Origin of the sequence: Paenibacillus sp. P2(2022), assembly GCF_029522175.1 — a bacterium.
GTDB classification, from domain to species: domain Bacteria; phylum Bacillota; class Bacilli; order Paenibacillales; family Paenibacillaceae; genus Paenibacillus; species Paenibacillus polymyxa.
This window is the reverse complement of the sequence record NZ_JAKWFI010000002.1, coordinates 494696-517091: the sequence shown is the minus strand read 5'-3', so window position 1 is coordinate 517091 and position 22396 is coordinate 494696. Positions and strand designations below refer to the sequence as shown.

Here is a 22396-nt window from a genome sequence, read left to right as displayed (position 1 = left end):
TTTCTAGTTGTATTTAGTTCTTTGACAAAACAGAGCGAGAATACTCATGTACATAATCGGTAAGCTCTCTTAGCTTATCTAGCGAGGCTTCAGGAAATAAGCCGTGACCAAGATTAAAAATGTAGCCCGGCTCCAGAATGCCTTCATCTACAATGGTTTTTGCATACTGCTTGATCACATTCATCGGCGCAGTAAGTACATAAGGGTCCAAATTCCCCTGTACTCCAAAATTGTTACCCAAGCGGCGACGGCCTTCAGGTATACTTACCCGCCAGTCCAGTCCAATCACATCGGCTTTTACCCCGCTCAAATGCGGAAGCAATTCACCGGAGCTTACGCCTGGAAAATAAATTTTAGGCACATTCAGATCAGATAACTCATGGAAAATACGTACAATGGTCGGCAACACAAAAGTTTGAAAATCATAAGGCGAGAGTGCACCTACCCAGCTATCAAACAATTGAAAAGCCTTACCGCCGTTAGCGATATGGGCCCGCACGTATGTAATAACCATATCCCCTAGCTTATCCATCAAACGATGCCACAGTTCAGGCTCTCCATACATCATCGCTTTGGTGCGAATATATCCCTTGGACGGTCTTCCTTCTATTAAATAGCTTGCAATAGTAAAAGGCGCTCCAGCAAACGTGATCAATGGCACGTTCAACTCACGGTCTAAAATACGGATGGTTTCCAAAATATGACCCAAATCGCGTTCTACATCAATCGGACGCAAGTTGTCTACGTCTGCAGCTGACCGGATCGGATTATCAATAACCGGGCCAATATTTTTGACAATATCAAAATCAACCCCTAGCGAGGCTACCGGATTCATAATATCAGAATATAAAATTGCAGCGTCCACCCCAAGCTTGCGGACGGGCATCAACGTCACTTCTGCGGCCAACTCGGGCTGGCGACAAATTTCAAGCAGCGTATATTTTTCCTTAATTTTGCGATACTCAGGGTCATACCTTCCGGCCTGCCGCATGTACCATACGGGAATATGATCCACAGCTTGCTTGCGGCAAGCGCGGATAAAAGTATCATTGTAGGTCATGACTTCAGCCTCCAGTTCGAATCATAAATACTATATTTTATTATGCCCTTTTTCAAGAGTCGTAACAACCGCCGCTCTCAAACAAACCATGACAAACCCATGACATTTGGATAAAGTTTCAATGAAGTGTGCTATACTAGAGAAATGGCTTTTTTAAAGCTCCGGGTAAGTTATACATGAATAAGTACCTTTACAACAGGATGAGAATGGCAGAAAGGAAGTGAAAGCACATTGAAAACGTGGGAGACGTGGAAAATCAATCTCATTGTGCTTTGGTTCGGTCAGTTTCTGGTCAATGCGGGAATTACAATGATTACTCCGTTCCTTGCCCTGTATTTGGCTCAAGACCTCCATGTGAAGGGCGAGCACGATATAGGACTGTGGGCAGGAGTTATTTTTGCAGCTAACTTTTTGACCTCGTTTATATTTCAGCCATTATGGGGCAAGCTGGCCGACCGATATGGACGTAAAGTCATGCTGCTTCGCTCAGGCTTTGGTATGGCTCTGGTCATCGGGTGTATGGGTTTGGTCACCCACCCATGGCAACTGCTGGCGCTTCGCCTGCTAAACGGTACAATTTCGGGTTTCAACCCGGCTTCTATTTCCCTAGTGTCGGGTACCACTCCCAAAGAGCGAACCGGATTTGCTATGGGAATTATGCAATCCGGTCAAATGGCTGGCACGATTCTCGGCCCTTTGCTAGGTGGATTTTTGGCTGACTGGGTGGGATTCAGACCGATCTTTTACATTACAGGAGCTCTTATTTTCCTAGCCTCTCTAATGGCAATGTTTTTGGTTAAAGAAAATTTCAGCAAAGCGGAAGCCGCACGAATTCCACAAATTTCGGTTCTTGCCGGATTAAAGGAGCTAAGCCATACGCCCCAGCTTCCGGCTTTGTTCACCGTAACGTTCTTACTCCAGTTTGCTATGATCAGTACCGTTTCTCTGCTACCTTTGTATGTGCAAAAGCTATATGGCTCGGCAGAAGGAATTGCACTGGTTGCCGGATTCGTTACCGCTATTACAGGCGTATCCAATATGGTAGCCGCACCGCTCCTTGGACGATTAAGTGACAAAATAGGAGCACACAAGATCTTGACAATCGCACTGCTTGGAACGGCAGTTATGCTCATTCCGCAAGCTTTTGTCAATGAAGTATGGCAGCTTGTCATTATCCGTTTTTTCATGGGTGTATTTATGGGCGGTCTGCTACCAAGCGTAAATGCGCTGATTCGCACCTATACACCGGAAGGAATGGAAAGCCGCTCTTTCGGATTCAATACCAGTTCGCTGGCGCTCGGGAATATGCTGGGTGCGGTCATTGGCGGAGTGCTTTCCGGATTTATCGGCATCGAAGGACTGTTCATTATGTCTGGTGTGCTGCTGATCGTCAATATCATCTGGGTACGTATGAAGCTTTTTGATCGTAAGGCTACGCCTCATTTCAGGTAAGACAACCTTCAGGTAGGACAGCCTGCCTTAACAGACAAGAACCTCCGCTCCACGTTACTGTGGATAAGGAGGTTCTTTTGGTATAGCTTCACTTAGGGACGCCCGTTACTTCACTCGTGCCAATGCCAATCCATCATAAGCTGGCAAAAGCGTACTGACTAGCCGTGTATCCGTCGCTATCGTTTCGTTAAAACGTCTCACGGCCTGCACGGCAGGTCCGTTCTTGTCTGTGTTCAGTGTCCGTCCCCGAAGAAAACAGTTATCTCCGGCAATTATAGCGCCTGGATTGGCCAGTGCAATCGCATACTCTAGATACACTGGGTAATTTTCCTTATCCGCATCAATGAAGAAAAAATCAAAAGTCTTTCCTTCTTCCTGAAGCTTCTTCAGGCTGTCCACTGCGGGTCCAATACGATACTCGACACGATCACCGTAGCCATTGTTTTTCAGATGTTGATGAGCCAGCGCTGCATACGCCTCTTTTAGCTCCAGAGACACGATGCGACCTTTCTCTCCCAGCCCACGGGCTAGGCATAATCCACTGTATCCTCCTAATGCTCCGATCTCCAGTACCTGCTGTGCACCAGAGACTTCAATGAGAAAGGTCAACAACTTTCCATAGGGATGAGCAACCGATACCTCCGGCATCCCTTCTTTAACAATAGCCTCCCTAATGTTGCGCAGCGCTTCATCTTCCTGTACCAGCTGGTCTACATATTGTTCAGGTGTCATATTAGGTGTGATTTCCACGTTTCATCTCTCCTTCTTGCTTTATCATAACGCAGGTTGGACGCGGTGTCCTTCGTAAATTATTTGCCTTAACGATTTGTCTCTTCGAGTACAATGACCTATACTATAGGGATTGAACCAAGCTTACATGATTATGAGACGGAGTGAATACGTTTAATGACTCAACTGCAACTAATTGCAACTGCGCCGATGGGACTGGAAGCCGTTGTGGCCCGAGAACTCAGAGAACTGGGGTACACGGATCTGACCGTCGAGAATGGCCGCGTCGTTTTTTCCGGAGATTATAAGGATATATGCCGATGCAACCTGTGGCTTCGCACATCTGACCGCGTTCTTATTAAAATGGGCGAATTTGCTGCTACTACCTTCGACGAGCTGTTCGAGGGTACCAAAGCATTGCCTTGGCAGGATTGGATTCCTGTAGATGGTGAATTTCCTGTAGAGGGACGTTCACACAAATCACAGCTTAGTAGCGTACCAGCCAGTCAAGGAATCGTCAAGAAGGCGATCGTAGAGAAACTCAAGGAAACCTACCATACAGACTGGTTTGCTGAAGATGGTCCTCGTTACGTCATTGAGGTCATCCTATTGAATGACCGTGCGCTGATAACGCTGGACACAACTGGTCCAGGACTGCACAAACGAGGCTACCGCAAGCTTGTTACAGAGGCGCCTCTCAAAGAAACAATGGCTTCCGCTCTTATTCAGCTTAGTCGCTGGAGCCCGGATCGACCCTTCTATGACCCATGCTGCGGTTCCGGTACTTTATTGGTCGAAGCTGCTATGCAAGCCTGGAACATTGCTCCAGGCCTGAGACGTACCTTTAACTCGGAAGACTGGCCTGTCATTGGCAGAGAATTATGGAATCAGGCTCGCGACGAGGCGATGGATCTGACTCGTGATGACATTCCTTTTGAGATTGCAGGTAGCGATATCGACCCTAGCGCTATACAAGTTGCTGAAGCAGCTGTAAAAGCAGCAGGCTTTGCTAAAGACATCTCACTAAAGGTACTGCCTGCCAGCAAGGTTAGGCTTGAGGGCCAGTATGGTGTGATGATTACAAATCCACCTTACGGCGAAAGACTGAGCGAGCAAGCCGAGGTGGAAAAGCTGATCCGTACACTTGCACGCACGGCAGCCGAAATGAAGACTTGGTCCTTCTTTGCCATCAGCTCCACCAAGCAATTTGAGCATTATTGGGGCCGCAAAGCCGACAAGCGCCGTAAGCTGTTTAACGGCCGAATTGAATGCCAATACTATCAGTATCTGGGTCCTCTGCCTCCGCGCCGCAAAGATACTTCGCCGTTGCAGTCCTAAATGTTCGAGATATAGGCCAGGAAACGAACCCTTTGTTCGTTGTCCTGGCCTCATTTGTGCCGTGTTTCTTTACTTAATCATTGAAATGCGCAGGATGAGCGCTATAATAATTAAAGGCATTTCGGTTTTAACATTACGTTAATGTGTAGTTTATACTAGCCGAACATTTCTGCCGGAGGGGGTAAAGTGTTGGTTATTCGCACGACCAGTGCAAGACGCACTGGTAACATGTTCAGCAGACTGCTGCTGTCTCAATATTTCGGTTTAGTTCTGTTTTTTGTACTTATGATTGGCAAGCTTGTACTGATTCACTATAACCTGCATGCCCAAAATATCGACATGAATCCGCTGGATTATGTCATTGCTATTGGGTCGCTGTTGCTTGTAAGCTTCTGGACCTTGTGGCTGCCACGTCGCGGACGTTTGATTGCTCTTGTGGTGCTCGATATATTGCTCACCGCGCTCATTTATTCCGACATGGTTTATTATCGGTATTTCCAGGATTTCATTACGATTCCCGTTTTGCTTCAAGCTGGACAAGTTGATTCTCTGGGTGGAAGCATCGCATCCCTTATGTACTGGTGGGATATTTTCTTTTTTGCAGACTGGATTTTATTCATTCCGTATGTCATATTCGTGGCTTCGTTACGGCGTCGGTTTACAACGAATGATCATTACTTGGAAGCATCACGAAGCTCTTTCACAAAAAAATTTCTGTTTCGCTTCTCCAAGGGGGCATTGGCTTTCCTGATTGGCTATGTTTTGACATTTGGACCGATCAAAATATATACCTCTACTTGGGCAACCGGCATATTTGTCGGCAACTGGTGGTCAATGGCCTTGTACAACGTAACCGGATTGATCGGATTTCATGGATATGATATCTACCGCTACGGTCAGGACCATCTTGGGCCACAGCCTACATTGGCTCAGGTGGAATCCGATAAAGATAAAGAATGGTTCAATCAACACCAGAAATTACTTCAGGTAAAAAATGACCTCTACGGCAAGTATAAGGGCAAAAATGTGATGGTCATCCAAGCTGAAGCGTTCATGAACTTTTTTATCGGCAAACAGATCAACGGTCAAGCAATTACGCCTAACTTTGACAAACTGACGAAAGAAAGTATGTATTTCAATAATTATTTCCATCAAACTGCACAGGGTCGTACATCGGACGCAGACTTCTCTACCCACGCTTCGCTGCATCCGCTCCCTACGGGTTCTGTATTTATCCGTTATGCGGACCATAAATTCGATACGTTGCCTTCCATCTTGAAGGATACAGGTTATAGTCCTAATGCGTTTCACGTGTACGACAGCAGCTTCTGGAACCGTTACACAATGTATAAGGCGATGAACTATGACAAGTTCTACAGTAAAAAGGATTTTAAAATAGATGAGCCCCTCGGCTGGTCCCTGGGAGACAAATCCTTTTTTAGACAAACGCTCAACGATCTCACAACCGAAGTGAAGCAGCCGTTCTACGCCTATATGGTCGGTATTTCCAGCCATCATCCGTACAACCTGTCACCTGACGCTGTAGATTTGGATGTTGGTGAATTTGAAGGTACGATGTTCGGAGACTATCTGAAATCCGTCCATTATGTGGATGAGGCTTTGGGTGAATTGGTAGATCAGATGAAGAAAGACGGATTGTGGGATAATACGATCCTGATGTTCTACGGGGATCACGACAATTCCATTAATGACAAAGCACTATATGAAAAGTTTTTAGGCAAGCCACTTACAGATCTGGACATGCAGAAAATCATGAATCAGGTGCCATTACTTGTGCATCTTCCTGACGGAAGTCAGGCGGGCACGTATACAGAACCGGCAGGACAGCTAGATCTAACGCCTTCTGTAATGCATCTACTTGGGATTTCTACAAAACCATATCATTTTATGGGTAATGATTTGTTTAGCGGAAAGCCTCGTATGGTTGTGCTGCGTACTGGTGCTTTCACGGATGGACGAGTGTATTACATTCCATCTGAGGATGGTACATTCTCCAAGGGAACCTGTTACAATCTGAGTACAGGTCAACCTACAGATGTGAATGCCTGCGGGCCGGGCTATACTGAGGCTCTCAATCGATTGAACATATCCGATCAGGTCATCACATATGATCTTATTCGCGAATGGGAGACTGAAGCCAAGAAATAACAAAAATCCCGATCCATCAGCTTGTTAGGGCTGTGGATCGGGATTTTTGTATTGACAGTCATTGGACTGCGCTTGTTACCATTAACAAATACTCAGGAACGCAACGTTTTTTTAGCCTGATCAAGACGTTGTACCTCTTCACCAAGCATTTCCTCAGCAACTTCTACTGCATCGTCACCAAGGCTATCCTTTGCCTGCTGTATAGCTTGCTCCGCATGAGTGCGAGATTGCTCCGCTTGCTCAATCAGCTGTTCAGCCGGATGTGACAATGCCTGAGACACGGCATTATGGAGCTTGTCCACCGAGTTTTGTGTTTGAGCTTCGACACTGTGATTGTCGAGATTGGAATCATATTGGGCCATGAGTCACTCCTCCTTCTGGGCATGGTCTACATTCATTAGCATGGATCAGAAGGAGGGGAACTATTCAAAAGGTGCCAACGATGCGCACTCGAACTATTTTATAAAGCGTGCAGCCTTCTCTAATACTTCATCCTCTGTGGCCGCACTCACATAACGTCCGTTCACATACACAAACGCCCGTTTTCCACAAGGACCGCAATACGACTTGCAACCGATTTTGATCTCCGCATCGGGTGCCATCTTTTTCAACTTAGGCAAGATCGTTTTTAAGCGGATATGATTGCACTCATCACATACACGAATATCATTGGCCATCTGTCATCCCTCCGAGCTCCGGCTTAGTGGTCGCCGTGATTACCTTGGGAAGGGTTAGTAATAACAAATCCTTCTTCGGGGAAGTACAAGTAATCAATTTTCACACCATCCAGCAACGGCTGACCGCTTTCCAAAATTACATCAATACCTTTATCTGTAGATACAACAGTATCTGTTTCCTTAGGCGTGTCCAAATCTAGCCCGTAATGAGCATGATCTCCATGAGCATGAGTAATAACAACGCGTAGGCTCTTCCCTTGGTTCTCTTCCTTATCCAATTCAAGCTTCAATACTTTAGCTGCATTACGAGTAATTTTGCAGTTCATTAAACTTCATCTCCTTCATATTCATTAAATGAAATGTGGTTCGATGGAAATATATCCACACCACACAACCTAGCGGATAAAATCAACAATTCCAAAAATTAGCCCCTCTCCTTGATGAAAAGAAGTTGTGCAGCATAGCACAAGGCAATATTCCTATTGTAAAGAAAATCGCAAAAAATCGCAATCACGAAAATCATAAGTTTACATCTATCGAACACGTACGTGCTGTTTTTCAATCACATCAGGATATTTTCGTTCAGCACGGGTGACGAACCAATTCATAAGCAATAACGTCACACCAATGTCATCGATGGGCATAAAAGGCATGACATCAGGCAGTATCCAATAGAGCAATACAGGCACCGCAAAAAGTAATTTTTCACCCAAAGGAATCCTCGAAGAGGTAATCAATCGGGGAATACGACGAAATACATGTGACCACTGACGGAGAGATAGTAGTTTTTTCCACTTCATAGGTTGTTCACTCCATTTCCAATGCTCCTAAGTATATATACCCTATGGAAGGGACAAGTAAAGAGGAACACGTGTAAAAAACGTGCTCCTCCTAATACGCGTAAATGATGCAATACGTTTCAGCAGGTCCGATCTGTTACCATGACAGCACCGTCGCCATTAACATGCCAACTTCTGCTGCAATATCCTCATAGTCACGCATAGGCAGCGGATTTACGCCCAGACCAACTTCAACGGTAAATCCCGGTTTACCAAACCGTTGTATAAACCAATCCTTATACCCTGCATCGCTTCCCCCCAGCTTTACCGCCCGATACCCTGTTGCGGCAGCCAGCTGCAATGCCCAATCTCGGCTCTCCTTAGGCTCTAGATCCCGATAATTCCAATAGATTTCCTGTCCCTGGCTGTGTATGGATAATACCATGTCGAACTGTTCGCGCTCCGTTAGATCGGCAAGGGCCTTGGACTCTGGCTCAGACAAAGGTGCAGGTCCTGCATAGTCTCGTCGAGACGGACCTGTTTTACCGCGTCTGCGCACCTCCTCCTCCCAATACGCCGGAAACTGATCGTTGAGGTCAACACCGCGAATATTGGCCTTCCAGCCACGAAAATCAGCACGTCCTTCATTCCATTTTCTGAGTTCATGATACAGCGGATGAGTTGGGAGTACACCCTGTTGCACCAGCTCCACTCCATCTGGATTGACCATTGGTACCACCCACAAGGATGTATGCTCCATTAAATCCTGCGGAGAGCCTCCATACACCCATGGATTTCCTGTCTGTTTCCCCCATTCATCGTGAAGTTGCTCAGCATCCCGTCCTTCAGCCCCATCAATCCCTCGTGCATATTGTTCTATAAAACGCAGCAAACAAGGTGTCGTCAACCATTCGTTAGCATGTACAGAAGCGTTGGCATGAATTTTCCTCGTTCCCTGCCCAATCCGTATATAAGGGATATCCTTCCCCATGACACTGATGCCAATGCTGCCAACTTCAATAAACGGAAATCTGTGGACCAATGCCTTCAGGTCTTCCATTAAATCTTCATAGCTATACTCTCCACGTAACCGTACAATCTGATCCCGATGGTCTTCAGGAATGATAATTATCTTTCCTTCCACGAAATTATGCTCCGCAAGTCCCGAATTAGCGAGCCGCAGCTCATCAAGCTCTACACCGAACTGTTTGGCAATCTGTCTTGCATTCTCCCCAGGCTGAATAACGTATTTACGATCCGTAGACGGACGAATATATAGCAATTGACCACAAATCAGATAGGGTTGCGTGGCGGCCCACGGATTATCTGCGATCAAAGTATCCGCCGATAGTTTAAAAGCCGAGGCGACCCGGTGCAATGTATCTCCTTTTTGAACGATATATTCCCTCATCTTACTACGCCCCTTCCATCTGCCTTACTGCATGTTATGCAGACGCTGCGTGTCTTGATGTAGCGAAAAGCAAAACAACCAACTTCTTTTGTCCAATGACAAAAAAGTTGGTTGTCTCGTTAATCCAGATGAGTGACTTGCCAGACAACAGGCGTTTGCCGAATCTGCTCCCCAAGCCACTGTGCGGCAATGCGCTGGAACAACTCTGGATCGCCGGAACAAAAAAGCTGATGCACTGGCGTTTCGTCCCCGGCCTCCAATTTGCCCTTGTTATACAAAATGGTACTTGTCTCTCGCGCTGTTTCATCTGCCGAGCTAATGAGCTTCACCGCAGGACCCATGACTTCCTGAATCGTTTCCTTCAAAAAAGGATAATGCGTACAACCAAGAATCAGACAATCAATCGGATACGTTTGAATAGGTCTCAATGATTCCTCCACAACCTGCGATGTCGTTTTGGAGCGGAACAACCCTTGTTCCACCAAAGGCACAAGCGCAGGGCAAGCGTGGCTCACCACGTCTACATAGGGAGACAACTGCTTGAGCGCAGCTGTATATGCTCCGCTTCGAATCGTACCGACAGTTCCAATCACCCCGACATACCCGGTAGCGGTCGCGCTGATCGCAGCACGAGCCCCAGGGTGGATAACTCCGATCACCGGAATGGATACCTTTTGGCTTATATACTCCAATGCCGCAGCCGTTGCTGTGTTACAAGCAATAATAATGACTTTCGGATTAAACTGAATCAGAAAATCAACCATTTGCTCTGTAAATTTTTTAACCTCTTCCGATGGTCGGGGACCATACGGGGTGCGCGCAGTGTCTCCAAAATAAATGATTTTTTCCCGCGGAAGCTGACGCATGACTTCTTTAACAACCGTCAGACCTCCTACACCGGAATCCAATATTGCAATCGCTTGCTGCACGTACACACCGCTTCCTTTTTTTGTTTAAATATGAGTTGTTTCATCTCAGAAATCTATCCGTTGCTACATACTTTATGTCGTATTGGCGTAAAAGGTACCCCCAAAGATTACCCTAAAACGAGAAAGCGATCAACAAAAAGGCTTCATCCCAACGGGAGAAGCCACAAACTCAAGTTATAGTCAGTTGTTTCACCTACGACATACGGACAGTTACAAAGCATCCTCTTCCTTATTCTCTTGATCAGGCACGGATGAAATGCTAACCTCTGGAACAATATTACTCTTTTTACGCCATTGACCTATTTCGTGAATGACGGCTGAGGCTGTTTCCTTAATTTTGTCAGTATACTCCATGGAGGTGTCTGATATTTTCCCTGCAAGCTCCTGCCCCTTGTCACTCACGTGACGTGCCTGGTCTGTAATATCCTGACGCAGCTCGCGACCTGACTTAGGAGCAAATAACAACGCAGCAACCGAACCAGCAATGCTGCCTGCCAACGCGCCACGGATAAAGCTTTTGTAGTTCTCCTTCATATTCATCTCTCCCTTGTGCCCGGGCGAATGCCCATCTGTTAATGCATTATAAGCATGGAGAGCCTGTCATGATACAGAGAACAAGCCAGAAAAATTTCTACTTATTTTTGGAGCGGATACGATACAAGCAGCAACGGCCTCCATCCGCCAAACAATCCTCCCGGACAACCTCGGCATCAAGCAGCTCCTCAAACATTTGCTGTTCGCACTCACAAGCCTTGCGGTAACGATTGGCAATCTGAGAGATCGGACAATTGTACTCCATAATAGAGTAACTTCCATCCTCTTCCTCACGCCACTCTGCCATATAACCTGAAGCGTTCTGAATGCCCGAAAGCTTTTCTACACGTGAAGCTAGTGTAGACTCACTCTCGATGTGAGGGGCGTAGCGCTTCATCATTTTACGTTTTCTACCATCAAACAACGAGTGAACAGCTTCCATTCCCTGCTCTTCATCCAGCTCCTCTAACAGTTCCAGTAACAGATGATCATAATTACGAGGAAACTGCTCGCTTCCCTGATCGCTCAGGCTGTACAAAAACGTCGGACGTCCCATCGCCTGTCTCAGGATCGTAGCCACAATCAGACCATCCTGCTCCATCAATTTGAGATGCCTGCGCACCCCCATTTCGGTAATGCCCAATTGAGCTGCCAAGCTTCCGACGCCCACAGGTCCCTGGGTTTTCAATAGTGTTAAAATCATGCGCCTAGTGGGCATTTCGGGTACGATATACTTATCCGTCACTTTTGCCTTTACACTCCCTCGGGCTGAGGACCCAATTCCTTATTTAAATAATCGTGCACGCTAGATACAAAAAGCTCCAGCAACCCAGGCAGCTTAGGTGTGAGTGGGTGAAGGCTTGTCCGGTCCCAATAAAAATACTCCTGTACTAAGGGTTTGCGCAAGGCTACCAGCTCTAATAGTGAATGAAATACGGTATCATCCAATACACCTTCCTCATGAATGATACCGATAATGTCCTCATAGCTACTGGCGTCACGCATAATAAAACCGTCGATGATATAGCTCCCTACGTCCGTTACCGTCTCAATGGCCAGATGAAGACACCGCTCCTGCACTAGCCCCTGCAACAGATCGCCTTTCCAGGCGGCGGATGTCTGGCGAAGGCCGTCGACAATGTCGGGAACAGCCCCTAGTCGAAGCTCAATTTGTTCCCGGTTGACATAATACAAAGTTCTGCACCTCCAGTAACCGCTTTAGATTTCATAATCAACTGCGATAGATACATCCTTCACTTCATTCATGTGTACAATAATTTCCTGATGAACAGGGTGTACCTGATACGTTTGCAAGTCTTCCAGTGTTTCTACCACAGCGGTAAGGGAAATATCATAAGAACGTTCCGAACGAATCACATCCGTACCTACTTCAAGTGACAGCAGCTCCTTGATCTTGCCAGTCATGCTGCGCAAAATAGATGCCGTATGTTCAATGCTTTCAGGGGAGCGGTCTTTCAATTTGAACAAAACAATATGTTTAATCATGCGATAGGCTCCTTATCTTAAAAATGTTCTCTTGAAAATTTTATCATAACGCCCCACATACGGAAAGAAACTTTGTAATCTTAGCGATCTTTTCCACCATTTTTACCATCAGACTCCTTGTCCTTTAGTAGGGCAAAAAAATTCTTAAGCTTCGGTGGTAGCGGCAGACCCATTCGTGAACAGTTTTCCGTAATCGAGATCAATTCGTTGGATAAATAAAAATACGTTGCCGCCCCCTTCATGATTTCCGTACCCATCAGAAGATCCATATGATGCGCCAAAGAAATCACCATGAGCATTAAAGCCTTTCTCGCCAACCCCCAAAAGCCAGCTTTACTGCTTAACCCTTGTCCAGTCTTCACGGCAGCAGCGACTCCAGTTACATAATCAACAGCCATGGCAAACGTGAATAGCACCATAAGCTGATTCCAGCCGCCAAAGGCAAACGTAATAATGGCTCCTGCGGTGGCACAAATCATACTAAACATACTCGGATTAATATTCATACCTGCTCCTCCTCTCGGGGCGGTTATTGTAATATATGCAGCGACGTCGTCACCCGTAAAGTCATATGACCTGTGCATAGATATCAATTCATAGATTCATATAAAACAAGCTGTGAAATTCACCATTTCCGAGCAAATACAATAAAAGCACCTTCAAAGCCCCTATAAAGGAGCGATAAAGGTGCCTTACTTATTTTTTGAGGGAATATAACAATTGTGCATCTACTTTATCCATAACGCTTGGTTTCTGCTTATCGTTATATAAAAAACAGGCTACCCCTCTCAAAAAATTGAAGTAGGGCAGCCTGCTTTCCTTTCAAATTTATTCAATTAACGGTGATCATTCCAAAAATTAAGCGGAGTCAGGTTATCATTCAACGGCTCGAACGAATATCCTTCTTTCTGCAAGGCCGCCATGATTTGTGGAAGCACCTTGATCGTAGATGGCTTATCATGCATAAGAACGACTGGTGTTCTACCTTGCTTTTTCAGTCTCTTAATATCACTGAGGACCGTCTGTACAAAATGCTGCGGATTTTTAGTATAACGCCAATCATTGGAATCTATATTCCAGTCCCAAATATGATAACCTGCACCCGTCAGTTGATCACGGTATGCTTTCTTCAAATACGGTTTGCTGCCATAAGGTGTACGAATCAAAGAAGTGCGTTTTCCTGTGGCCTTAAATAAAATCTCATTATCCTGATTCATCTCTGCCAGTGCTGCTGCCGGGGATGCATAGATCTTTTTCACCTGATGCGTCATCCCATGCAGGCCCAAGCCATGCCCTGCGTCTACCATTCTCTTCATCACTGCGCTATGTTGGCGAATTTCAGGTCCCAGCATGAAGAACGTAGCCTTGGCATTATATTTGTCCAGAATATCCAGCAGCTGCGACGTATGCGCCGTTGGACCATCATCAAAGCTCAAATAGATTGTACGGCTGGAAGGCTTGGCATTTCCCGTGCTGCCTGTATTGCTAGTTTTGCCTGGCTTAACAGCTGCATACTGTTTAATTTCTGCCGCAAATGTATTCAAGAACTGAGCATCAGACAAACTAGCGTTTGCATTCTGAATTCGATACACATTACTCGTAGGAATCGTAATAGTGAAGCCAAACGCATCGGTCAAAGTGCGGATTGGCAGCATCGTACGTCCTCCACGCTCAAACACATCACCCTTGTTCAAATCCAGCGTAAAGCTGCGATTATGCCCAGTCAGCACCAATGTATTTCCATTGGCCGAAGTAGAAATGCCCATTTTTTGCCCCAGTGTCACGATAGGAACATACAACTTATCATTTTCCATTACGGGCTTAATTGTATTCGAATCTAGCAACACATCATTGACCCCAAGTAAAGGAGCCTTCGCTTGTGCACTCACTGTATTCGTATGTATACCCAGCAACCCCAAACAACAGATTGCCATCAAGCATACAGCCATCCATTTTACTTTTAAAAGCTTCATCATTACACCATCCTGTGCTGTATTTTATAATGTGCGGGAGCTATCTCTAGCTTGTCTATGAAGTTATACAGACATGACGATATAGACATGGCAATATAGACATTCACTCAACATATAGAACATAAACGCATCTCAACCGACTGAACCGGACGTCTTTTGGCCCCCTATACATATTAATAGATTACCAGACTATAGTAGGTAAATATAGTAAAACAATTTGAAAACAATCTCGCAATCCATCTTACCAAATAAGTTACAAAGTTGTGAATAAATCGACCGTATTTAGAAGAATAAAAGTGGAATGGATTGTATGCCTCCTCCTGTGTAGAAGCTATAAACCTCAAATGTCATAGTTATGTTACTAGATTTATAGAATTATACGGGGACGCAAAAAAGCACCTGAAATCACCATAAGGAATTTCAAGTGCTTTATAATTTTGTTTTAAATTACTCGTTATTTGGTTTCAGGAAAATTTCCCTTGATTGGTGGGGTAGAGTCCCAGCTTATCAGTTTAATATGGTACTTAGCAAGTAGTTCATTTGAATTGGAAAATTGAGTGTTAATAGTCCTTCCATCATTTTCAAAAACCCTTTCATCTTTTTTAATGATAAAGCCTTCTTGTTCAATAAATATAGAGTCAGCAGATCCATTTTTTCATTACATTTGAGAATTAATTAGCAGCTTCTTTACCGAATGTATTCTGAAGACCAATACAGGTATCTCTTATAATCCATGCTTGCACACAGTTAGTGTTATGAACCCAAATGTTAGAGGTTAGTGATGTGATAAAGAGATATAATTATCAACCTCTTACATGTGGTAGAGGCATATAAGAGGATCTTCATGCGGATCTTTCGTAGTATACCGCCCGATTCATTGGACATTTGGTGGGGGTAAAAGTAAAGACCTTGAGAATGGTATATTTTCAAAGTCTTTCTCTTGCCCAAACTTTTTTAAATGCTGTTACTTACCATTCATATTCATTAGCCTTCTCTTCTCATCTAGCCATTCTTCTTCTCTTCTCACCCATTCTTCAGGGCTTAATTTTTCGTCCGTCCAGAACGTAGAAGAGTCTACAGCATTACCATCTTTATCGATTGCAATAACAGATGTCCTACTTTTACCAAAAACCAGATTGGGACAAATTTGGTGACCATCTTGGTTGTAAGTTAAACAATGAACACCTATATTTCCCTTACAACATTTTGAATCTTGATTCTCTTCATTATCTTCATAGAAACAATTTGCCTCTAGAATAATATGTTTCCATCCCATAAGACTCCTCTTTAAACTTAATAAGCAGCATTTAATTCCCTAAGGTCGGTCTTGTAGTCGTGTTGATCATTCCAAGTCACTCAATTACACCGTTCTCAAATTTTCCATAAGCCTGATAAGAACCATCAACTCAGGCAGACACATATACCTTTTTACAAATCATCTAGCTGTATAACCTCCCTTTTTCTCGTCAAAAAAATTGCATGTTGGGCTGTAAAAAACCACTTTTCTCTCTGTACAACCTTACAATCATAAGAGAAGAACATATTACCTCCATTTCCATAAAAAATGTCACATTTTAATATATCGACACCTTAAACTTCCATTTTTATAGGCCAAATGGACCTTATTTTCCATAAACCGGTTAAGCCCATGGGATTAAAAGAAAATCAGGAGAAGAGTCACTTGCAAAGCCCCCTTCGGGTATAGTAGTATGTGTTTAAAAAAATCGGAGGGTATATGCCTAAACAACAAGACAAACATTCCATTCAGGCGTGGTCTCTGATCAATCGCAAATATTTGGGAAAAGGCGTGCGTGTCAAACGTTTTCGCAAACCAACACGCTGTCAAGTACGCAATCGCGTTTTGCTTGCCGTTTTGATGGCTAATGACATTAAACTGTCCCAACTTGCCGAGGAGCTTTCCATCTCCTCTCGCAGCGTCAGCGCGTGGGTATATGAAGGTCGCATTCCCGGCAACACTAATCTGGAAAAGACGTGTAGTACACTTGGTTATCCGCACCATATTCTATTTAATGAAGAGGTTGTCCGGCGTTCACCGCTCATTTGTCAACCATCACCGTCCCGTTTCATGAAACGGACTGTAACTCGTTCTCCAGTTAAAAACCGGATTTTGGCGGGTTTGTGCATGGTACATGATATTTCGGTGACTGATGTCAGTCATTGGATTGGCGTTCACCCGGGTACATTTCGGAAATGGTTGCATCAGGGTACCGTTCCTTCGCAAACCTTCCAGGATCAGGCGGAACAGTTTTTCCGTATTCCAAAATCCATTTTGTTTGCTGATGCCATGCTGAAAAAGTAACAATGTCCTTTAAAACGAAACGATTGAAATTTTCATGAAAGTCTTTGAAAGGAACGCATTACCATCTTTCATTCATTGAGACTTTCACATCATGTGATTTACAGAATATAAAAGCAAAAAAGCACAGTCTGCCGATTCTGGCGTACTGTGCTTTTTAGATAGCAAAATTTAAATGCTTCTTGCTTATAATTTGTAACTTCTTAGGAATGAGTGCTTGCCGCTTCAGTTGAACGTCCAGCTTCTGCCTTGGTGGCCTTCAGCCTTTTCATAACCGGGTTGCCCCCACATCCAAAGTAGTCGTGAAGACGGCTGTATTCCTCATAGAGCTTATTATAGATGTCCACGTTCTCAGGGATTGGCTTGAAGCTCTCATCACGCATACGTGCCATATGACGCGCTGTTTCGGCGATTGTCATATCCTCCGCCCCAACTTCAGCTCCCATAGCCATGGCTGCCAGTTGACCTCCCAAACGTCCTTATTTAATGTTTCAAACATACATAGGTCACTCTTCTTACTTTCATTTCTGGCACCACTCTCATCGCACACTTGTACGTACAACTAACTAATCAACCTTTTTTATATATCTTTTTGATAGATTTATGTACACATTTTCAAAATGTATAGAAAAACAGCCCCTTTTCTGCAATCCAGAAAACAGGCTGCTCCGTGTATCCAGTAACATACCATCAACTTAAAATTAACTAAATATTTCCTAAGCTGGCCCCGTGGATTCGCGTACAATTAACTCTGGGGGTATAATCCATTGACGCTCTTCTTCACGATATCCCTTTTCTTCAATCATCGATAGCATGGTATCGGCGGCACGTAACCCCAATTCTTCCTTGGGGTGCCGAATGGTTGTAAGTTTGACTTCCGTGGCTGTCGCCAAAAATGAATCATCAAACCCAACCAGTGACAGATCCTGGGGAATACTGAGGCCCGCCGAACGTACAATATCCAGTAGCCGCACCGCCAATTCATCATTATAGGTCACCCATCCAGTCGGACGTTCCCCTGTCTCCATCGCCAACAGCTGTGATGCGCGTTGTAACGGAAGCTCATTTTTTTCTTCAGTCCGGTACGTCGTTACTGCGTTTGGATGTAACGTCACTCCATATTTACGGTGAGCGGCTACAAATCCCTTCATCCGCAGAATTCCTTGCATATCATCGGTTTTGAAAAATCCGGCCAATCGCCGGTGCCCCAGCTTGATCAAATGCTCTGCCGCCAAAAAACCACCCTTTTCATCATCCAAACGCAAACAAGGTGCATCCATCTCCTCATAACGCGCATTGATCATTAAATAAGGGATTTGGCGATTCTCCACGGTTAAATAATAGTTCAAATTGGGATTACGTTCCCCGCTTTTGGTCGGCTCAATAATAATTCCGCTCAGTGGTTGACTCAGCAGCATTTCCAAGCACTGACGTTCTTGTTCAGGGTCATTGCCTGTGCTTGATAGCAGCAGCTTGTAGCCCTGCCGGCTTAGCTTGGATTCAATTCCCTGTACAATGGATGGAAAAATATAATCCGATATATAAGTTGTCACAACTCCAATCGTCCTTGGATTTTCAGGCTGCTTATGATCCCGTACCGCGACAAAGGTTCCTTTGCCCTGTATGCGAAGCAGCCAACCTTCCTGTACCAGCTCACCCAGCGCCTGACGCACCGTTTGCCGACTAACTGCAAATTGTTCAGACATTTCATGTTCAGAAGGAAGCTGGCTTTGCGGCTCCAGTCTAGATGAATGAATCCATGATAAAATCTCCTGTTTAACTTGTATATATTTGGGCGCCATAATGTCCTCCGTACTTGCCATATCATGTACCTATTCGTATTCCGATTATAGCATATCGTCCATTTGTACATACAAATGTAACAAGAGCAGGTTATTGTTGTATAGCTGCCGGAGGCGTAACCCATTCACAAATCCCTTCCTCATGCTTAAACTGAGTATCTAAAGGACTCTAGTGTAGGTGTAACACACATTACGAACGAAGCAACTGGTGTTCATTCATATACTTGAGTCCGGTATAGCGATCACGCAAAGTATGTGCCGTGCGCAAAGCACGAGCAAGTTGTTCCTGTGTAACCCCCAGCTCGGCAATGGTAGACGGACCTCCCACCTGAGCTAGCCATGCACGCATCTGTTCCGACGTAGGCAAAGTCCGATATACTTCAAAAGCCTCCACATCCTGATTGGCAGCCAATTCCCTATACATGTCAGACAGCAAAGCGGAGGCAACGCCCACCTTGGCACCATGCAAAACTTGCTTGCGCCCCTCTGCAATAAAATCCATTTCAATTCGGTGAGAAATATGATGCTCTCCCCCTGAGGCAGGACGGGAATGATCAATCATCAACATCGAAATACCGGATGCAATCAGCGCATTCATCAACACCTCGACCCCTGCCTTACTGCCGGCCGCGATCTCATCGACATGCTCTACACAAGCACGTAAAGCCTCCTCGGTAATTCGATTAGCTACAGGTGAATACGGCTCGTTTCCCAAATCTCTGGACACATGCCAGTCTGCTAATGAGGTGAACTTACCGAGCATATCGCCAAAACCCGCGGCAGTCATCACTTGAGGGGCACTTGCCAGTACGGACAAGTCAGCGAAGATCGCCTCCGGCGGAACGGCTTGGAACGTCTGCTTGCTGCCATCTACAATTAATGGGGCACCAGCGGAGGTAAAACCATCTACGGAGGCAGCCGTTGGGACTGACAAGAACGGACGATTCATTTTATAGCACACAAAGCGAACCAGATCATGAATCGTACCTGACCCTACAGCAAGCACAGCCTGACTTTGATCCGCCACACCCAGCAAAACCTTCATGATATAAGTTTCATCAGCAATAACATCCCCTACCGCATTCGGAGGCAGCCGAACTACATCAACTGTCAAACCTGCTTCACGGATTAAATCAGCTACTTTCTTCCCTGCTGCCGCTGAAGTATGCTCATCCTCTACTAGAGTAACATGCTTATAATTCTGTTGATTCAAATAAGAAGCAATGGATTCAAGTGCTCCATCCCGTACCTCGATAAACAATTCAACCTTTCGGTGAGGATGATCAGTGTTACTAGCCTGCGCCTCTTCGTTCCACAGCTTAATCTGCTCATTCATATTCATTTCATCAGCCTCCTGAAAAAGGAATAATTTGTACAAGAATGATCCATACTAATAATAGATTCCGTTTGAAAACGATTACTATTTAATTGTACGCACAAGTGTGGGTACAAGTCCAGAAAAAACGTACAAGTTACGATTCAATTCAACCATTTGAAAGGAACAAGATTATGAAATTTGGAACAGATATTGCCTGTGCGCTCGGTTTACTGGCAGGTACAACGTTTGGCAGTGGGGTTGCTTTTTTGTTCGGCTGGCAAGCTTATCGTGCACTGACTTCTGTCACGGTTTTTGGCATTGCAGGGATTATCATTACCATTGCCGTTTTTCGCTTGCTGCACCGAAAGTCGCTTTCTACGTCCAATTCTCAATGAATTCTGTTGAAAGCCAGACCATTTTAATTTGACTGCATACATAAAAAAACGGGCCTCACAAGCCATTTGCAGCTTGAGAGTACCCGTTTTTGGTTTAGCACATTTTCACCTAAGTTGTGTGAACTTCTGGATCAACGTCCAATTCATAATCAATTTCATCAAAACCGAATCCAAACAATTGAAGGAAATCCAGACGATATTGCTCAAGATCACCCAGTTCGGATACGTTTTCGGTAGTGATCTCAGACCAAGCCGCTTTAACAGCTTGCTGTACATCCTCTCTCATTTCCCAGTTGTCCAGACGAATGCGTCCTTCATCGTCTGTTTCCACAGTGGATCCACTGTATAATGCCTCGAACAGACGTTGCGCCTGCTCAATACAACCCTCGTGCAGTCCCTTTTCTTTCATGACCTTAAACAGTAAGGAAATATACAGAGGCACAACAGGTATAGCCGAACTGGATTGTGTAACCAAAGCTTTATTCACTGAAACGTAGGCCTTCCCACGATAACGCTCCAGTTGCTTTGTTAACGTATGTGCTGTGGCTTCCAAATCATTTTTAGCTTGGCCAATGGTTCCTTTACGATAAATAGCCTCCGTAATCTCAGGACCAATATACGAGTAAGCCAGTGTGGTTACCCCTTCAGCCAGCAGGTCGGCTTCTTCCAACGCTTTTAACCACAGGGACCAATCCTCGCCACCCATGACCGTGATGGTGTTATCAATCTCCTCCTGCGTTGCTGGTTCAAGCGTAATTTCCGACACAACACCTGTGTTCGTATTCACCGTTTTATTCGTAAACGGCTGTCCAATGGGCTTGAGAACGGAATTAAAGGTTTCTCCCGTATCAGGATGTGTCCGTCGCGGTGAGGCGACACTATATACAATCAGGTCTACCTTGCCCAGCTTTTCTTTGACCAGCTTCAACGTCTCCTGCTTAATTTCATGGGAAAAAGCATCTCCATTAATGCTCTCCGCTATGTAGCCAGCCGCTCTGGCTGCTCTTTCAAAGGCCACTGTATTGTACCAGCCTGCCGAAGCCGTGCGCCCCTCTGAAGCAGGACGTTCAAAGGATACTCCTACGGTGTCAGCTCCCATACCGAAGCTCGCAGCAATGCGGGAAGCCAGTCCATAACCTGTGGATGCTCCGATCACAAGTACCTTTTTAGCTCCTTGTAATCCCGTGCTGTCTTTGATGTAGTCGATTTGACGATTAACGTGAGCCGCACATCCTGCAGGATGCGCAGTCGTACATATGAAACCACGAATTTTCGGTTTAATAATCATTGCAAGGGTCCCCCTACTTTGGCATTCATTTAATATTGATGGAATGGTTGTCCAGTCATAACTATATTACAAATCAGCTTGCGGCTCAACATATAACATGGTCTTGAAGGTAAGTGATCAAATACTATGATACAGATATCCCCGAGTTGCGACTCTACGCCAAAAAGAAAATCGCCGTAAACATCATAGTCTACAGCGCTCTTTTACTCCAATATTCATTTGGACTTATTTTCTAGCAATATCACATCTTCTCCTTGCTCTCGTCTTATTTTGATATTAGTCCTTCCCCAGGTACACATTAAATCAATAATTTCATTTGCTGTAATTCCATACTCCGTTATATAATACTCCACTTTTGGAGGCATTTGATTATACACATGTCTGCCTATGATTCCATCCTTCTCAAGTTCACGAAGTTGCTGTATAAGAACCTTTTGAGAAATGCCTGCAATACTACGCTGTAATTCACTGGTCCTCTTTCTACCAGACATTAATAAGCATATGATTAAGGATTTCCACTTACCTCCGATGATCTCCAGTGTTGCTTCTATGCCTAAATTATATTGTTTCATACGACCACCTCTTCGAGACTAAAATAACTAAGTTTATCGAATTCATTTTATAATCACATATCTTCATTCTAAGTACCATGCACACTTTCAAGTAACTATATTACTTTATTGTGTGTATTTACTTTTTTTATAGCTTACAGAATAATA

General features: G+C 44.7%; 25 protein-coding genes. 5 read left to right on the top strand and 20 right to left on the bottom strand.

Annotated elements, in window-relative coordinates; all coding sequences use genetic code 11:
• Positions 1-13 precede the first annotated feature (13 nt).
• Positions 14-1060: a uroporphyrinogen decarboxylase gene (hemE, locus tag MMB75_RS09660; protein WP_025364552.1), complete on the bottom strand. Its 1047-nt coding sequence runs from the start codon at positions 1058-1060 to the stop codon at positions 14-16.
• 231 nt (positions 1061-1291) lie between these two features.
• On the opposite strand from hemE, the gene MMB75_RS09655 reads away from it, so the two are divergent.
• Positions 1292-2512 (top strand): MFS transporter, encoded by a 1221-nt coding sequence (locus MMB75_RS09655; protein WP_016819707.1) that lies wholly within the window; start codon positions 1292-1294, stop codon positions 2510-2512.
• 105 nt (positions 2513-2617) lie between these two features.
• Here MMB75_RS09655 and MMB75_RS09650 read toward each other — a convergent pair whose 3' ends face one another.
• The gene (locus MMB75_RS09650) at positions 2618-3262 is read right to left on the bottom strand and encodes an O-methyltransferase (protein WP_016819706.1); all 645 of its coding nucleotides are present in this window, start codon (positions 3260-3262) and stop codon (positions 2618-2620) included.
• Positions 3263-3418: 156 nt separating this feature from the next.
• Between MMB75_RS09650 and MMB75_RS09645 the strand changes: the two genes are divergently transcribed.
• Together MMB75_RS09645 and MMB75_RS09640 are read left to right on the top strand one after the other, a co-directional pair.
• Positions 3419-4579, top strand: coding sequence for a THUMP domain-containing class I SAM-dependent RNA methyltransferase (locus MMB75_RS09645; protein WP_013370466.1), 1161 nt, complete (start codon positions 3419-3421; stop codon positions 4577-4579).
• A gap of 186 nt (positions 4580-4765) precedes the next feature.
• Positions 4766-6748, top strand: coding sequence for an LTA synthase family protein (locus tag MMB75_RS09640; RefSeq protein ID WP_045243908.1), 1983 nt, complete (start codon positions 4766-4768; stop codon positions 6746-6748).
• Between the two features lie 92 nt (positions 6749-6840).
• On the opposite strand, the gene MMB75_RS09635 is transcribed toward MMB75_RS09640, so the two are convergent.
• From MMB75_RS09635 to MMB75_RS09575, 13 genes are all read right to left on the bottom strand, one after another.
• Positions 6841-7110 (bottom strand): hypothetical protein, encoded by a 270-nt coding sequence (locus MMB75_RS09635; protein WP_017425860.1) that lies wholly within the window; start codon positions 7108-7110, stop codon positions 6841-6843.
• Between the two features lie 93 nt (positions 7111-7203).
• The gene (locus MMB75_RS09630; RefSeq protein WP_013370463.1) at positions 7204-7425 is read right to left on the bottom strand and encodes a YuzB family protein; all 222 of its coding nucleotides are present in this window, start codon (positions 7423-7425) and stop codon (positions 7204-7206) included.
• A gap of 23 nt (positions 7426-7448) precedes the next feature.
• Positions 7449-7751 (bottom strand): iron-sulfur cluster assembly accessory protein, encoded by a 303-nt coding sequence (locus tag MMB75_RS09625; protein WP_013370462.1) that lies wholly within the window; start codon positions 7749-7751, stop codon positions 7449-7451.
• 207 nt (positions 7752-7958) lie between these two features.
• On the bottom strand, positions 7959-8225 hold the full coding sequence (locus tag MMB75_RS09620) for a hypothetical protein (RefSeq protein WP_017425861.1): 267 nt from the start codon (positions 8223-8225) through the stop codon (positions 7959-7961).
• Between the two features lie 136 nt (positions 8226-8361).
• The gene (locus MMB75_RS09615) at positions 8362-9615 is read right to left on the bottom strand and encodes a M14 family metallopeptidase (protein ID WP_045243909.1); all 1254 of its coding nucleotides are present in this window, start codon (positions 9613-9615) and stop codon (positions 8362-8364) included.
• 119 nt (positions 9616-9734) lie between these two features.
• Positions 9735-10544, bottom strand: a complete 810-nt coding sequence (gene racE, locus MMB75_RS09610) for a glutamate racemase (RefSeq protein ID WP_016819699.1) — start codon at positions 10542-10544, stop codon at positions 9735-9737.
• A gap of 210 nt (positions 10545-10754) precedes the next feature.
• Complete coding sequence (locus MMB75_RS09605; protein WP_016819698.1) at positions 10755-11078, bottom strand: YtxH domain-containing protein; 324 nt, start codon at positions 11076-11078, stop codon at positions 10755-10757.
• Between the two features lie 97 nt (positions 11079-11175).
• A complete protein-coding gene (locus MMB75_RS09600; RefSeq protein WP_016819697.1) occupies positions 11176-11823 on the bottom strand; it encodes a helix-turn-helix transcriptional regulator in 648 nt (215 codons plus the stop codon).
• Positions 11824-11831: 8 nt separating this feature from the next.
• Positions 11832-12272: a DUF86 domain-containing protein gene (locus MMB75_RS09595; RefSeq protein ID WP_016819696.1), complete on the bottom strand. Its 441-nt coding sequence runs from the start codon at positions 12270-12272 to the stop codon at positions 11832-11834.
• Between the two features lie 24 nt (positions 12273-12296).
• Positions 12297-12584 (bottom strand): Dabb family protein, encoded by a 288-nt coding sequence (locus MMB75_RS09590; protein WP_017425864.1) that lies wholly within the window; start codon positions 12582-12584, stop codon positions 12297-12299.
• Positions 12585-12664: 80 nt separating this feature from the next.
• Complete coding sequence (locus MMB75_RS09585; protein ID WP_045243910.1) at positions 12665-13090, bottom strand: phage holin family protein; 426 nt, start codon at positions 13088-13090, stop codon at positions 12665-12667.
• 330 nt (positions 13091-13420) lie between these two features.
• Positions 13421-14557, bottom strand: a complete 1137-nt coding sequence (locus tag MMB75_RS09580) for a polysaccharide deacetylase family protein (protein WP_031463238.1) — start codon at positions 14555-14557, stop codon at positions 13421-13423.
• A 964-nt stretch (positions 14558-15521) separates the two neighbouring features.
• The gene (locus MMB75_RS09575) at positions 15522-15833 is read right to left on the bottom strand and encodes a hypothetical protein (RefSeq protein ID WP_031463237.1); all 312 of its coding nucleotides are present in this window, start codon (positions 15831-15833) and stop codon (positions 15522-15524) included.
• Between the two features lie 459 nt (positions 15834-16292).
• On the opposite strand from MMB75_RS09575, the gene MMB75_RS09570 reads away from it, so the two are divergent.
• Positions 16293-16877, top strand: coding sequence for a helix-turn-helix transcriptional regulator (locus MMB75_RS09570; RefSeq protein ID WP_045243911.1), 585 nt, complete (start codon positions 16293-16295; stop codon positions 16875-16877).
• Between the two features lie 200 nt (positions 16878-17077).
• On the opposite strand, the gene MMB75_RS09565 is transcribed toward MMB75_RS09570, so the two are convergent.
• From MMB75_RS09565 to MMB75_RS09555, 3 genes are all read right to left on the bottom strand, one after another.
• Positions 17078-17326 carry a hypothetical protein gene (locus MMB75_RS09565; RefSeq protein ID WP_016819689.1) on the bottom strand — a complete coding sequence of 83 codons (249 nt, stop codon included), beginning with the start codon at positions 17324-17326 and terminating at the stop codon, positions 17078-17080.
• A gap of 264 nt (positions 17327-17590) precedes the next feature.
• Positions 17591-18676 (bottom strand): GntR family transcriptional regulator, encoded by a 1086-nt coding sequence (locus MMB75_RS09560; RefSeq protein WP_045243912.1) that lies wholly within the window; start codon positions 18674-18676, stop codon positions 17591-17593.
• 190 nt (positions 18677-18866) lie between these two features.
• On the bottom strand, positions 18867-20018 hold the full coding sequence (locus MMB75_RS09555; RefSeq protein ID WP_045243913.1) for a sn-glycerol-1-phosphate dehydrogenase: 1152 nt from the start codon (positions 20016-20018) through the stop codon (positions 18867-18869).
• A 167-nt stretch (positions 20019-20185) separates the two neighbouring features.
• On the opposite strand from MMB75_RS09555, the gene MMB75_RS09550 reads away from it, so the two are divergent.
• Entirely contained in the window at positions 20186-20389 is a 204-nt protein-coding gene (locus tag MMB75_RS09550) for a hypothetical protein (protein WP_016819686.1), read from the top strand.
• Positions 20390-20498: 109 nt separating this feature from the next.
• On the opposite strand, the gene fabV is transcribed toward MMB75_RS09550, so the two are convergent.
• Both fabV and MMB75_RS09540 read right to left on the bottom strand, forming a co-directional pair.
• Positions 20499-21677: an enoyl-ACP reductase FabV gene (fabV, locus tag MMB75_RS09545; protein ID WP_017425872.1), complete on the bottom strand. Its 1179-nt coding sequence runs from the start codon at positions 21675-21677 to the stop codon at positions 20499-20501.
• Positions 21678-21892: 215 nt separating this feature from the next.
• Positions 21893-22249: a winged helix-turn-helix transcriptional regulator gene (locus tag MMB75_RS09540; RefSeq protein ID WP_016819684.1), complete on the bottom strand. Its 357-nt coding sequence runs from the start codon at positions 22247-22249 to the stop codon at positions 21893-21895.
• Positions 22250-22396 lie beyond the last annotated feature (147 nt).

Bases quoted from the DNA above. Each gene is read 5' to 3' on its own strand.
- MMB75_RS09645 (WP_013370466.1), top strand. From the start codon at position 3,419: ATGACTCAACTGCAACTAATTGCAACTGCGCCGATGGGACTGGAAGCC.
- MMB75_RS09575 (WP_031463237.1), bottom strand. From the start codon at position 15,833: ATGGGATGGAAACATATTATTCTAGAGGCAAATTGTTTCTATGAAGAT.
- MMB75_RS09615 (WP_045243909.1), bottom strand. From the start codon at position 9,615: ATGAGGGAATATATCGTTCAAAAAGGAGATACATTGCACCGGGTCGCC.
- fabV (WP_017425872.1), bottom strand. From the start codon at position 21,677: ATGATTATTAAACCGAAAATTCGTGGTTTCATATGTACGACTGCGCAT.
- MMB75_RS09560 (WP_045243912.1), bottom strand. From the start codon at position 18,676: ATGGCGCCCAAATATATACAAGTTAAACAGGAGATTTTATCATGGATT.
- MMB75_RS09570 (WP_045243911.1), top strand. From the start codon at position 16,293: ATGCCTAAACAACAAGACAAACATTCCATTCAGGCGTGGTCTCTGATC.
- MMB75_RS09580 (WP_031463238.1), bottom strand. From the start codon at position 14,557: ATGAAGCTTTTAAAAGTAAAATGGATGGCTGTATGCTTGATGGCAATC.
- MMB75_RS09550 (WP_016819686.1), top strand. From the start codon at position 20,186: ATGAAATTTGGAACAGATATTGCCTGTGCGCTCGGTTTACTGGCAGGT.
- MMB75_RS09620 (WP_017425861.1), bottom strand. From the start codon at position 8,225: ATGAAGTGGAAAAAACTACTATCTCTCCGTCAGTGGTCACATGTATTT.
- MMB75_RS09555 (WP_045243913.1), bottom strand. From the start codon at position 20,018: ATGAATATGAATGAGCAGATTAAGCTGTGGAACGAAGAGGCGCAGGCT.
- MMB75_RS09540 (WP_016819684.1), bottom strand. From the start codon at position 22,249: ATGAAACAATATAATTTAGGCATAGAAGCAACACTGGAGATCATCGGA.
- hemE (WP_025364552.1), bottom strand. From the start codon at position 1,060: ATGACCTACAATGATACTTTTATCCGCGCTTGCCGCAAGCAAGCTGTG.
- MMB75_RS09585 (WP_045243910.1), bottom strand. From the start codon at position 13,090: ATGAATATTAATCCGAGTATGTTTAGTATGATTTGTGCCACCGCAGGA.
- MMB75_RS09635 (WP_017425860.1), bottom strand. From the start codon at position 7,110: ATGGCCCAATATGATTCCAATCTCGACAATCACAGTGTCGAAGCTCAA.
- MMB75_RS09630 (WP_013370463.1), bottom strand. From the start codon at position 7,425: ATGGCCAATGATATTCGTGTATGTGATGAGTGCAATCATATCCGCTTA.
- MMB75_RS09590 (WP_017425864.1), bottom strand. From the start codon at position 12,584: ATGATTAAACATATTGTTTTGTTCAAATTGAAAGACCGCTCCCCTGAA.
- MMB75_RS09605 (WP_016819698.1), bottom strand. From the start codon at position 11,078: ATGAAGGAGAACTACAAAAGCTTTATCCGTGGCGCGTTGGCAGGCAGC.
- MMB75_RS09565 (WP_016819689.1), bottom strand. From the start codon at position 17,326: ATGGCTATGGGAGCTGAAGTTGGGGCGGAGGATATGACAATCGCCGAA.
- MMB75_RS09625 (WP_013370462.1), bottom strand. From the start codon at position 7,751: ATGAACTGCAAAATTACTCGTAATGCAGCTAAAGTATTGAAGCTTGAA.